Source organism: Blautia caecimuris (genome assembly GCF_024622975.1).
GTDB lineage: Bacteria > Bacillota > Clostridia > Lachnospirales > Lachnospiraceae > Blautia_A > Blautia_A caecimuris.
The window spans coordinates 167,283-180,889 of sequence record NZ_JANJZT010000003.1; the positions used below are offsets into that span (position 1 = coordinate 167,283).

At 45.0% G+C, this 13,607-nt stretch carries 9 protein-coding genes; 1 reads left to right on the forward strand and 8 read right to left on the reverse strand.

Features of this window, described 5'->3' with window-relative positions; translation table 11 throughout:
• Positions 1-10 precede the first annotated feature (10 nt).
• Positions 11-2,143: a glycogen debranching protein gene (locus NSA57_RS03350; protein WP_257464019.1), complete on the forward strand. Its 2,133-nt coding sequence runs from the start codon at positions 11-13 to the stop codon at positions 2,141-2,143.
• Positions 2,144-2,265: 122 nt separating this feature from the next.
• Here the strand turns inward: NSA57_RS03350 and NSA57_RS03355 are convergent, their stop codons facing one another.
• From NSA57_RS03355 to NSA57_RS03390, 8 genes are all read right to left on the reverse strand, one after another.
• Positions 2,266-3,870, reverse strand: a complete 1,605-nt coding sequence (locus tag NSA57_RS03355) for a xylulokinase (protein ID WP_022068372.1) — start codon at positions 3,868-3,870, stop codon at positions 2,266-2,268.
• Between the two features lie 38 nt (positions 3,871-3,908).
• Positions 3,909-5,408 carry an L-arabinose isomerase gene (gene araA, locus NSA57_RS03360; protein WP_257464020.1) on the reverse strand — a complete coding sequence of 500 codons (1,500 nt, stop codon included), beginning with the start codon at positions 5,406-5,408 and terminating at the stop codon, positions 3,909-3,911.
• A gap of 90 nt (positions 5,409-5,498) precedes the next feature.
• Positions 5,499-6,509, reverse strand: a complete 1,011-nt coding sequence (locus tag NSA57_RS03365; RefSeq protein ID WP_147598440.1) for an ABC transporter permease subunit — start codon at positions 6,507-6,509, stop codon at positions 5,499-5,501.
• Positions 6,509-7,570, reverse strand: a complete 1,062-nt coding sequence (locus NSA57_RS03370; RefSeq protein WP_147598441.1) for an ABC transporter permease — start codon at positions 7,568-7,570, stop codon at positions 6,509-6,511. Before NSA57_RS03370 ends, NSA57_RS03365 begins: the two co-directional genes overlap by 1 nt.
• Positions 7,563-9,089: a sugar ABC transporter ATP-binding protein gene (locus NSA57_RS03375; RefSeq protein ID WP_173751884.1), complete on the reverse strand. Its 1,527-nt coding sequence runs from the start codon at positions 9,087-9,089 to the stop codon at positions 7,563-7,565. Before NSA57_RS03375 ends, NSA57_RS03370 begins: the two co-directional genes overlap by 8 nt.
• Before the next feature lie 212 nt (positions 9,090-9,301).
• Positions 9,302-10,354, reverse strand: a complete 1,053-nt coding sequence (locus NSA57_RS03380) for an ABC transporter substrate-binding protein (RefSeq protein WP_257464021.1) — start codon at positions 10,352-10,354, stop codon at positions 9,302-9,304.
• A 169-nt stretch (positions 10,355-10,523) separates the two neighbouring features.
• On the reverse strand, positions 10,524-11,936 hold the full coding sequence (locus NSA57_RS03385) for a sensor histidine kinase (protein ID WP_257464022.1): 1,413 nt from the start codon (positions 11,934-11,936) through the stop codon (positions 10,524-10,526).
• Positions 11,933-13,564: a response regulator transcription factor gene (locus NSA57_RS03390; protein ID WP_257464023.1), complete on the reverse strand. Its 1,632-nt coding sequence runs from the start codon at positions 13,562-13,564 to the stop codon at positions 11,933-11,935. Before NSA57_RS03390 ends, NSA57_RS03385 begins: the two co-directional genes overlap by 4 nt.
• Positions 13,565-13,607 lie beyond the last annotated feature (43 nt).

Genomic DNA, 13,607 nt, shown 5'->3' on the forward strand with positions numbered 1-13,607 from the left:
TATTTCTATTATGAAATCCTATCATCAGAAATTTGTATCCGAAACGCCTCTGGATGTTTATCCAACCGGAGAAATCTCCGGATTTCCGGTCAGTCCGGGAATGTTTGATCTGAACGGAGCTACTCCTCTTCAGAACGGCGTGAACTTTACCATACACACCTGTGGCGGAACAGCCTGTGAGCTTCTTCTTTTCCACCGTGAAGAGGAAGAACCTTTTGCTGTTCTTCCCTTTCCGGAGGCTTATAAAATCGGCGACGTATATTCCATGATCGTCTACGGTCTGGATATCCGGGACTTTGAATACGCCTACCGCGTAGACGGCCCCTGGGATCCTGAAAAGGGACTGCTTTTTGACAAAAAAAATATTCTTCTGGATCCATATGCAAAGGCAGTTTCCGGCCAGAGGACCTGGGGTACTCACTGGGATCCAACCTACCACGCCCGTGTTGTAAAAGATTCCTTTAACTGGGGCGATATGCCTCAGTCCAAAAAAGAACTCTGTGACCTTATTATTTACGAGCTTCATGTAAGAGGTTTTACCGTACATGAGTCCTCCGGAGTCCAGAACAGAGGCACCTTTGCAGGGCTGATGGAAAAGATCCCCTATCTCAGAGAGCTGGGAATCAATGCCGTAGAGCTGATGCCTATTTTTGAGTTTGACGAAACCATGAATGCCAGAGAAATCAACGGGGAGCGTCTTCTGGAATACTGGGGGTATAATACTGTCAGCTTTTTTGCCCCCAATACAAGTTTTACCTCTGTCAATGAATACAACCGGGAAGGAACGGAACTGAAAACTCTGATCAAAGCCCTTCACGACAACGGAATTGAAGTAATCCTGGACGTGGTGTTCAATCATACTGCAGAGGGCAATGAACTGGGAAGAACCTTCTGTTTCAAAGGATTCGATAATAATATTTATTACATGCTGACGCCGGACGGCAATTACTATAATTTCAGCGGCTGCGGAAATACTCTGAACTGCAATCATCCGGTAGTACAGCAGATGATCCTGGAATGTCTCCGGTACTGGACGGTCAACTACCGTGTAGACGGGTTCCGGTTTGATCTGGCCAGCATCCTTGGACGAAATGAGGACGGTTCCCCTATGAACAATCCTCCTCTTCTCCGTACGCTTGCCTCAGATCCTCTTCTGCGCAATGTCAAACTGATCGCAGAAGCCTGGGATGCAGGCGGAATGTATCAGGTGGGAAGCTTTCCCGCAAGCGGACGCTGGGCAGAGTGGAATGGAAGATACAGAGATTCTCTCAGAAGCTTTCTGAAGGGAGACTGCTGGAGTTCCTGGGATGCTGCCTGGAGTATTTCCGGCTCCGGCGATCTTTACGGTATGTACAAGGATTCACAGGGTGGCAATTACGCAGGCTATAATTCCAGTATCAACTTTCTGACCTGCCACGACGGCTTTACTCTGTATGATCTTTATTCTTATAACGAAAAGCATAATGAAAATAACGGCTGGGACAATACAGACGGAGCAAACGACAACCGAAGCTGGAACTGCGGCGCAGAGGGTGAGACAAACGATCCCGAGGTTCTGAAGCTTCGATACCGCATGATACGAAACGCCTGCGCAGTGCTTTTGTGCAGCCGCGGAACACCTATGTTCCTTGCCGGTGACGAATTCGGAAATACCAAGTACGGAAATAACAACAGTTACTGTCAGGATAACGAAATTTCCTGGCTGGACTGGACTCTTCTGGAAAAAAACAAAGATCTGTTTGAATTTTTCAGGTTTATGATTTCCTACAGAAAAGATCATCTTGTTATCCGTAAAAAACTTCCTGATGCAGTATGCGGCATGGACTCTATCCACACCCATAATGTAAACGCACAGGATATCTCCATTCCAAGAGATGCTTATACCTTTGCTGTAAGCTTTGCAGGATATGACCGTGAAAAAGGAAAAGATGATCTTGTATATATTGCGGTTAATTCCTACTGGGAAGATGTTTCCATCACACTTCCTGATCTTCACAAACGTGGATTCTGGTATCTGAGCGTCAATACTTACGGCGATGGACAGGGACGATATTTTTACCCTCAGGGGCAGGAAATACGGATTACAGGAAATTTCATTATGAGGCCGAGATCTGTAGCTATTTTTACCGGAAGACCTTATTAAAACTGTACTTTATAACTGCTTTGAACATACCTCATAGCCATGATCAGCAGTTTCTGTAACAAGACAAAAAGTTCCCGATTTTCGTACAAATGAAAATCGGGAACTTTTTTATTTTGTTATTTTTACCAGATTTCAGACTCTACTGCTGCTTTTTCAATGTTCAGACCTTTCATATATCTTTCCATAAATATATTAAAGCCTTCCACACCTTCCGGCTTTGGATCCAGAGTACTTCCCTCATTTCCGGCAAACACCCTGCTGTCCAGGAAGTCCGGAAGAGTCTCTCCCTCTTCTTTATTGATCAGATAGGAAGCCAGAAGAGCAATTCCCCAGGCGCCGCCCTCTCCTGCTGTCTCCATAACAGAAACCGGGGCATTTACAGCGTCTGCAAGGATCTGCTGTCCAACGCCTTTTGTTTTAAACAGACCTCCGTGTCCCAGAAGCCGGTCAATCTTTACCTGCTCCTTATCAAGCAGAATATTCAGGCCTACTCTCATGGCGCCAAGGCAGGTATACAGATTGGTTCTCATAAAGTTTGCCAGTGTGAATCTGCTTTCCGGAGAACGGACAAACAGAGGACGTCCTTCCTCAAATCCGGTCATATGCTCTCCGGAGAAATAACAGTAGGACAGAAGACCGCCGCAATCCGCATCACCTTCCATAGCCTTGTTGTACAGTGTTCCAAACAGTTTGTTCATGTCCACTTCCATGCCCATAGCTTCTGCAAATTCCTTAAATACATTTACCCAGGCATTCAGATCTGAAGTACAGTTGTTGGAATGTGCCATGGCAACCGGATCTCCGGCCGGTGTTGTGACCATATCAATTTCTTTATAAGGTCTGGAAAGAGCTTTTTCCAGAACGATCATAGCAAAAACAGAAGTTCCTGCCGAAACATTTCCGGTTCTCTGTCTTACGCTGTTTGTGGCAACCATTCCTGTTCCCGCATCACCCTCAGGAGGACACATGGGAATTCCGGCCTGAAGCTTTCCGGAAGGATCCAGAAGTCTTGCGCCTTCCTCTGTAAGACAGCCTGCGTCCTGTCCTGCCACCATGACCTGAGGCATAATATCGCGAAGCTTCCACGGGAAGCCATATGGCTCCACCAGCTTATCAAACTTCTGCACCATTTCCTCGTTGTAATCTTTTGTTTCAGAATCAACCGGGAACATTCCGGCAGCGTCTCCGATTCCCTGGATCCTTTTCCCTGTCAGCTTCCAGTGGATATATGCCTCCAGAGTTGTCATATAATCAATATCTTTCACATGCTCTTCCTTATTCAGGATCGCCTGATAAAGATGCGCAATACTCCATCTCTGAGGAACATTATACTGAAACAGCTCCATCAGTTCCTCAGAAGCCTGTCCTGTGATATTGTTTCTCCAGGTACGGAAAGGAACCAGAAGCTCGCCGTCTTTATTAAACGGCATGTATCCGTGCATCATGGCGCTGACACCAAGCGCGCCCACGCTGGTAAGCTCTTCGCCATACTGTTCTTTTACATTCTCGGCAAGAGCCCGGTAGCTGCCCTGAAGTCCTGCATGAATATCCTCCAGATGATAGGTCCAGATTCCGTTTTCCAGACGGTTCTCCCAGTCATAGCTTCCTGATGCAATAGGCATGTTATTTTCATCTACCAGGACCGCCTTGATCCTTGTAGAACCAAACTCAATACCCAGAGCTGTTTTATTATTCTTTATTGAATTCTTTGCTTCGTTTACACCCATTGTAAATCCTCCCGAATTTTCCTTAGTCCTCCATCCGGTTATTTACGGAATGCAACCTCGTTCCATCTCAGTTCATTCTTAAAATTACGGATGGTTGTGTCTTTGTCAATGTATACAGCCTCAATTCCCATTGCAGCCGCCCAGTCACCCATCTGTTCCGCTGTCAGGTCATAGGAAAATGCAGTATGATGTGCGCCTCCCGCAAGGATCCATGCCTCTGCTCCTGTTGCCAGATCCGGCATCGAAGTCCAGAACGCACTTCCTACCGGAAGCTTCGGCATTGGTTTCTCTGCTTTTTTACACTCTACATCATTGATGATCAGTCGGAAACGGTCTCCCAGATCTACAAGAGAGGTGGCAATGGCCGGACCTGTTTTGGAAGTAAACACAAGTCTTGCCGGATCCTCTCTGTCCCCCATGGAAAGCGGGCAAACCTTAATGCCGACTTTTCCATCGGAAATGCTCGGACAAACTTCCAGCATATGAGACTGCAGAATTCCTTCTCTGCCGGGCACCAGATTGTATGTATAATCTTCCATAAAGGAGGTTCCCTTTGCATCCCTGATCCCTGCTGTCATGATCTTCATAAGACGGACCATCGCGGCTGTTTTCCAGTCGCCTTCCGCTCCAAATCCGTAGCCTTTTTCCATCAGGCGCTGCATTGCCAGTCCCGGAAGCTGCTGCAAAGCTCCCAGATCACCGAAATGTGTCACTATTGCCTGATAATTATTTTCTTCCAGGAAGCGTTCAAAACCGATCTCAATACCTGCCTGAACTGCCACATGACGTCTGAATTCTTCCGGGTCTCTTCCCTCAAGAAGAATATCATATTTATTATAATATTCTTCTACTAAAACATCAATATCTGCTTTGCTTACATCTTTTACATATTCTGCAACCTCATTGACCGGATAAGCGTCAACTTCCCAGCCGAATTTGATCTGCGCCTCTACTTTGTCCCCTTCCGTAACTGCCACGTTTCTCATATTGTCAGCCACACGGCACACACGGATATGGCTGCTTTCCATGATTCCCACTGCTGTACGCATCCAGGATGCCAGCCGTTCCTGAACCTTTCTGTCTGCCCAGTGTCCTACGATCACCTTTCTCTCAATTCCCATACGCGACACAATATGACCATACTCTCTGCCTCCGTGAGCAGACTGGTTTTCATTCATAAAGTCCATATCAATGGTATCGTAGGGAATCTCCTGATTAAACTGGGTATGCAGATGGCAAAGAGGCTTTCTGTATTCCTTCAGTCCCAAAATCCAGGATTTTGCAGGAGAAAATGTGTGCATCCAGGTAATCACACCTGCACAGTCTTCATCTGCATTGGCTTCATTAAAGGTTTTGCGAATCAGCTCATTGGTGATCAGAGTGGGTTTCCACACCAGTTCAAAAGGAAATATGCCGGATTTATTCAGCTCTTCCACAATGATCCTGGAATGTTCTGCAACCTTTCTAAGACACTCATCCCCATACAGATCCTGAGATCCTGTACAAAACCAGAATTTATAATTTCTCCCTGTCTTCATTTCACATTTCCTCCTCGATATCAGGGCTGCTTAAAAGCAGCCCATTTCTTTTTCTCGCGCCGGTTATTACGGTCCGATCATCTTTCTTTTTTATTTTTTCTTTTTTGCAGAAGCCAGTACAGACTGGATTACAATAAAGAAGCACAGAAGCGCGGAAAGTACGATTCTTACCCACCAGCTGGAAAGTGTTCCCTGCGCTGTAATAAGACTTGAGATAGTTCCCTTGATCAGAACACCGAACATGGTTCCGATCGGAGTTCCCACACCTCCGGAAAGCAGTGTTCCGCCGATAACTGCCGAAGAGATCGCATCCATTTCCAGTCCTTTTGCCTGCTCTACAAAGCCTGCGCAGCTGTTCAGGCAGAATAAGAAACCGCCCAGACCTGCCAGAAATCCGTCAAGAACATAAGCCTTGAACATTGTTTTTTTCACATCAAGTCCCATCATCAGAGCGCTCTGCTTATTTCCGCCGATAGCGTATAGCTTACGTCCGAATTTACGGTATTTCAAAAGGATTGCACAGAGAACCACTACGATCAGCGCAATAATAACTGTAGGCGGTATGTATGCCGGAATAAATTTACCTTTTTTGTTGGTGGAACCAAAAGGCATATAAAAACGGTAGTTTGCCCAGCTGAGAAATACCTTGTTTTTAATAGCGATCATATCTGTGCTGATGATAGCAGTAAGGCCTCGTCCGAAGAACATTCCTGCCAGTGTTACGATAAAGGGCTGGATGCCCATATAGGTTACAAGAAAGCCCTGTACAATACCAAACAGAAGTCCGATGCCAAGAGCAACTGCAACTGCAACATAAGCGCTTGCACCTTTGTTTTCCATAAGGTCTGCCATTACCATGCACACAAGGGCCGTTACAGAGCCTACAGAAATATCAATTCCTCCTGTTATCATAACAATGGTAAGTCCGCAGGAAATAACAAGGAGTCCTGCATTGGATACAAACAGGTTCAAAAACATCTGAGGTTTCGCAAAACCTTTGTCTGCAAAAATCACCATGCCTGCAGCGTACATTACGAAGAACAGAACAATTGTGATCAGCAAAAGGAATCCTGAGCTTGTCATTTTCTTTTTCTGTTTCATTATTTCTGCCCTCCTTCTGCTACTGCGCCGGATGCTTTTCTGCTTTTCAGTCCGGCGATGAATTTCTTAAATACCTCACTCTGAAGAGTTACGATGATAATAACTACAATAGCTTTGTATACCGGAAGCTGATCCGCCTTTACATTCATTGCGTAAAGAGTTGTTGTAAGAGCCTGAATGGTATAGGCGCCGATTACAGAACCTACCAGGCTGAATTTACCGCCGCCAAGGAAGTTTCCGCCAAGAGCAACTGCAAGGATCGCATCCATCTCAAGATTCAGACCGATATTGTTTGCATCTGCAGAATAGATACGGCTGGAGGCAACGATTCCGGCAATACCTGCAAGAACACCGCAGATCACATAGGTCAGAAACTTGATCATAGTAGAATTCAGGCCTACCAGACGGGCTGCTTTTCCGTTAATGCCAACACTTTCTATATAAAGACCAAGGGCTGTTTTTTTCAGGATCAGGGCAACGATCACAACTGTGATCACTGCAAAGAAAATCGGGGTTGGAATCGGACATTTTCCGATATATCCGCCTGCCATTTTAAAGGAATCCACACGGATGTAGGTAATCTGACCTGCTGTGATAAGCTGTGCAATACCACGTCCTGCAGTATACAGGATCAACGTTGCAACCATGGGCTGGATACGCAGCCTGGCTACCAGGAATCCATTGAACGCGCCGCAGAGAGCTGATGCCAGAAGAGCTGCCACAACTGCAAGGATAATGGAGTTCTGATACTCAGTAACTGAAACCTGTCCGCCGGAAAGTACCTGACAGCAAACCGCTGCCGCCACTGCCATTACCGCACCTACACTGATATCCTGTCCGCCGGAAGCAGCTGTTACGAGAGTCATGCCCACTGCCAGGATAACCAGCTCGGAAGCACGGTTGATAACATCAATAATGTATCCGTAAAGGACACCGTTCCTGATAGATACATTAAAAAAGTCCGGTGTTTTTATCACATTGAGCAGAAGCACGGCGATCAGGCATACGATCGGGAGAAAAAGCCTTGCGCCTGTGATCTGTTTTAATTTGCTTTTATTCATCTTTATCGTCACCTCCTGCAATGGCTTTCATAATACTGCTCTGAGAAAGTTCATGCTCTTCCAGCTCGCCCACCTTTTCTCCGTCACGGAGCACTGCCATACGGGAGCAGGTACGGAGCATTTCCTCTACCTCTGAGGAAATAAAGGTCACTGCCATTCCCTGATCTGCAAGGTCAAGGACAATTTTCTGGATCTCTGTCTTTGTACCAATGTCAATACCTCTTGTAGGCTCATCCAGAATCAGATATTCCGGATTCGTCAGAAGCCATCTGCCAAGGATCACCTTCTGCTGATTACCGCCGGAAAGACTCTTAATCGGTGTCTCACGGCTTGCAGTCTTGATCTGAAGCATATCAATGTATTTGTCTGCAGCTTCTTCCATTTCCTTTCTGCTTAATGGATGGAACATACCTTTTTTCGCCTGAAGGGCAATAATAATATTTTCTCTTACAGAAAGGTCTGCGATAATGCCTTCTGCTTTACGGTCTTCAGGAAGATATGCCATACCAAGCTTCATAGCCTCCAGAGGGCTGTTGATCTTTACTTCTTTTCCATTGACCTTCAGCTTTCCGCAGTCTGCCTTATCTGCACCGTAGATGGCGCGGACAAGCTCGGAACGGCCGGAGCCCAGAAGACCGGTAAGGCCGATTACCTCGCCTTTATTGATCTTAATATTAAATGGTTTAATAGTTCCCTTATGTCCAAGTCCCTCTGCTTCAATTACCGGAACGGAACCCTCTGCTTTCTTTCCTTCATGAGCACTCTTAATATCAGCAAGGTCGTCAAAATCCTTGCCCATCATCTTGGCTACCAGCATGACTCTCGGCAGATCCTTTGTCTCATACTCCCCTACCAGCTCGCCGTTACGAAGAACTGTGATCCTGTCGCAAACTGCATAAACCTGTTCCAGGAAATGAGTAACAAAGATAATTCCAACTCCCTCATCCCGAAGTCTTCTCATAAGGACAAACAGCTTTTCAACCTCGTCATCATCCAGCGAAGAGGTCGGCTCATCCAGGATCAGTACCTGACATTTCATATCCACTGCACGGGCAATGGCGATCATCTGCTGAATAGCCACTGAACACTCATCCAGCATCTGGGTAGGCGGTACGTGAATATCAAGACTTTCCAGAAGCTTTTCAGAACGGTTATTCATTTCTTTCCAGTTGATCATTCCCATTTTACGGGGTTCACGTCCAATAAAAAGATTCTCAGCCACAGTCAGGTTCGGGCACAGATTGACCTCCTGATATACGGTACTGATTCCGTTTTCCTGCGCCTCCTGCGGGGAATGATTGATGATATTTTTTTCTTTGTCAGCCATGCGGATGCTTCCGCTTTCAAATTCATGAACGCCTGTCAGAACCTTGATCAACGTAGATTTTCCTGCACCGTTTTCTCCCATTAACGCATGGATCTCGCCTTTACGCAAAGTGAAATCCACATGGGAAAGAGCACGGACACCGGTGAAATTTTTACTGATATCACGCATTTCCAGCACAACATTCTGTTCCATATTCTTTCCACCTGCTTTCCCTAAATTTTTATAATTATCTGTAAAATCATATAAAATATGCCAAAAACAGATCTTCTTCTCTGATTTTGAGCGCAAAAGGAGCGTGATCCACTGATCCGGGTTCTCCGAATTATGTACCACGCTCCGGATTCACTTCCTGTTTCTCAGACTTTCCTATCTGCTTCCACTTTTGTTGTCAGTCTGTTCTGTAATTAATATGCACGTCCGTCAATGATTTCCTGTGTGATCGGTGTTACTGCATATTCGCCTTCTTCTTCAAGGCTGTTTACTGCTGTTACAGAAGCAACAGTATCGTCAGCTGCAAAGATTTCCTCGTCTACATAGTTCAGTTTCTCAACTTCTTCGCCAGCTTCAAGAGCTTTGATCAGTTCTTCTGCACGTGGGCCATGAAGTGGGTTGCACTCTACATCACAGGCAATTTTTCCGTTCAGAGTGTCTGTAAGACCAGCGTTTGTTGTATCAAAGGAAATAACCAGGATTTCACCGTTTGCAATGTCACTTCCTACAGTTTTGCCGGCTGCCTCAATAGCGTCGATTGCGCCAAATGCTTCGTTGTCGTTCTCGCAGTATACAACATTGATATTGTCATATTTCTTCAGCATGGACTCCATAACTTCCTGTCCTTTTGCCTGAGTAAACTCACCGGACTGCTGCTCGAGAAGATCCCAGCCATATTTCTCTACGCCTTCCTCAAGACCCTGTGTACGTCCGATCTGAGCTGTGGAACCGATTGTTCCCTGAATATCTACAATATGAAGATCCTCTGGTTTGATCTCTTTTGCTGTTGCGTATGCGTTCAGCCATTCTGCTGCTTTACGGCCCTCCAGAAGAGCGTCTGTTCCGATCCAAGATGTATAGAGGCTGTCATCAGAAACATCTACCATACGGTCAACGATGATAACCGGGATTCCTGCATCCTTTGCTTCCTGAAGAACAGTATCCCAACCGGTTTCAGTTACAGGAGCAAGAAGAATGTAATCAACCTCCTGCTGAATAAAGTTACGGATTGCTGTCAGCTGATTTTCCTGTTTCTGCTGTGCGTCGTCAAAGATCAGCTCATATCCGTTCTCCTCAGAGAATGTAGATTTCATGGACTCAGTATTTGCTGTACGCCAGTCAGATTCTGCACCAACCTGTGAAAATCCAACTGTAAGTGTGTCCTCTGCTGCAAAAACAGTTGAGGTAGAAGCAAGTCCTGCTACCATTGCTGCTGTCATAACTGCTGCCATAATTTTTTTCTTCATGTTCCATTTCCTCCCTTTACTTTTTGGTTCGGTGTTTTTTAAGATGTCTTTATTATAGCGAAAACCTCCAAAAACTCCATAGAATATTTTCGGAAAAATGTATGGTCTTTTATCAATTTTTTGTTTTCAATTTAACAAATTGATTTTTTTACGATTAAAGTTGAATTATTTATGATGAGAGATTAATTTTTTTACCAATACGGATTTCGATCACAGTACCTTTGCCTTCCTCTGAATGAATTTCCATTCCATATCCGGCCCCATAATAAAGTCTCAGCCGCTCTGCCACTGCCGAAAGTCCAAAGCCGGCCCGCTCTCCTGTGCGGATCGCATGCTGAATTTCCAGAAGGCGCTCTTTTTTCATTCCCTGTCCATTATCCGTTACCCTCAGGATCAGATCGTCCCCGCTTTTTTCTCCCTCGATCAGTATTTTTCCTCCGCCCCTTTTATTTTTTATTCCATGATACAGAGCGTTTTCAGCCAAAGGCTGCAGCGTCAGCTTTGGAACCATAACTTCATTAAACTCTTCCGGAATATGAATCTCAAATTCCAGAATATCCCGGTATCTGGACTGCTGGATCTCCAGATAACTGACTGTATGTCTTTTTTCCTCAGAAAGAGTGATCACATCATTTCCCTTTGAAAGTGAGGTCCTGAAAAATACAGACAGATTGGAGATCATTTCCACAGCATCGTCATTCTGTCCCCCTTCGATCAACCAGATGATGGTGTCCAGCGTATTATAGAGAAAGTGAGGGTTCACCTGAGCCTGAAGAAGCTGAAGCTGTGTCAGATGCTGCATTTCTTCTTCCTTTTTTACACTCTGCAGCAGCTGCTCGATCTTTTCTGCCATCCTGCGGATTCCTCCATCCAGCTCCTCAATTTCCATACTGTCAGTATTGACTTCAGAAATCTCAAAATTTCCCCGTCCTACTTCCCTGACATTTCCAAGGATTTCTGTCACAGGTCTTGTAATGCTTCTTGAAAACCGAAAAGAACGGCGCAGCATAATACCTACTGTAATCACAAACAGAACCACAACTCCTCCCACCAGCATATAGACTCTTTGTGTCATAAGAGACTCCATATGAACCAGATACATGGATTCGTTATAAATAAAATTCTGCATTTCCTCTACAATAAGACGGGTCAGAATCCGGATATTGTTGTCCATGGAAGCCATTTTCTGGTCATACTCAGTGATCTCTGTCAATTCCACCATTCTTTTTTCAAGGTTTTTCAGATAACTTTCCAGATGCTTCAGATTTTTACGGCTCTCACTGCTGGATGTATTTTCTTTCAGCTTGTTCAAGATTTTTTCCGCATCCCTGACACTTTTCATCACTTCAGGCAAATAGCTGTTTTCCTCTGTTCCTACAGCAATAGAGTACATGCCAAGATCAACATCATCCTTAAAATGAAGATTAAATTCACTGCTGATAGCAAGATTCTCAAGAAGTCTGTCATACTGTGAAATATACCTGGAAACAATAGCCAGAAGCAGAAGCATTAATACCACCATGGGCACCAGCGTACCGAGAAGGATTCTTTTTATTTTTGTTTCCAGCCGAATCTTCTTCATCCTCTGTCCTCCCTGGTTTTACGGTATTCACTTGGCGTCATTCCCTGTGTCTTCTTAAATAGATAGCTGAAATAATGGGCGTCTTTATATCCAACCTCTGCTGCGATCTCACTGGAACGTTTTCCGGTACACCGGAGCAGCTCCCTTGCATGCTCCATTCTGAGAGCTGTCAGATATTCTATAAATGTCTGTCCCATATTCTGACTGAACAGGGCACTGAAATGATTGGCGCTGATGTTTGCCACCTGAGCGGCAGTATTCAGAGAAAGACTTTCATCCATATAATGAGTATCAATATATTCAATGGCTGATTTCAGGATACTCCGGTTTCTGTTTCCCGAGTTCTCATCCCGAAGCATAATTGCCTTCCGGATAATATCCTGAGCGTATTTTTTGGCAGTTTCCATGGATTGAGCCCTTTCCATCAGCTCCTGCTCTGTATCCTGTCCTTCCAGTCTGCCCGGTTCGCAGCCTAATTTCTGCAAAAATCCCAGAACAGAAAACCTTACATTCAATATCACATAATTGCGGAACACCAGAGATTCCATTGCCTCATGGCCGATAGCCTGAAAATAATCTCTTACAAAGTCCTCTGTCTCATCCAGAAGCCCACTTCCCAGAAATCGTTCCAGAGTGGCCGGATTCAGGGCATTGATGTCAATTTTTTTCAGAAAAGGGCTGTTATCCCTTTTGGTATCTTCCTGTTTCAGATCCTTATAATAGAGAACAGAGCCGTCATAAAGATAACGCCTTGCAAAGGTTTTGGAAGCTGTATAATAACTGGATTTGATACTGCTCAGTCTTTCTACCGGCTGTCCCACTGCCAGAAACCAGTCCTGCTCCCTTTCGCCCTTCATAATCCCCTTAAAAAACTCCACACATTTTTCTGTATTTTCAGAAAGCGCGTCTCTCTTTTCCTTTACAAGAACACCATAGCTGAACGCATTGTTACGGAAGAGCATGGCATTTGCATTGTCCACAAAAAAAGCTTCCATTTTTTCTCTTCTCTGAGCTTCACACTCAGAGTACGCTTCAGAAATATCATAGCTTTCCGTTCCGGTGTCCATTGTAAAAAGAATGATATTGTAGACTTCTGCAACAATATCAAGCCCTAGCCGCTCTGCCTGTCTGTAGATTTCTCCCACATCCATTTTTCCGCTGACAAGAGCTTCAAAAAAATCTCTGCTTGCATTTCTTTCGTATTCCTGAATCTCCCTGCGGAACTTTTCATAATAGTCCCGCTGTCCTTTTTCTCTCTCCCAGCGTTCCCGTATTTCTGTCAGACGCTCCAGAAATGCATTTTTTGTAATGGGCTTTAAAAGATAATCTTCTACCCCTATGGCTATCGCCTGCTTTGCATAATTAAAATCGTCATATCCGCTGAGAATCACTATTTTCATCTCAGGAAAATCCTTTCTCACCATACGGCACAGGGTCAGCCCGTCCATAAACGGCATTTTAATATCCGTGATCAGAAGATCCGGCTTCAGATTTTTTATCATTGGAAGAGCCACTTCCCCGTCCGGAGCCTCGCCAACCAGCTCATATCCATACTGCTCCCAGGGAATCATCTTTTTTATGGTCTCCCTGACAACAATTTCATCTTCCACAAGAAAAGTTCGTAACATGTTTCCTGCCTCCTGCCTTTTTGTACTGGTTTCCCTTTTCATA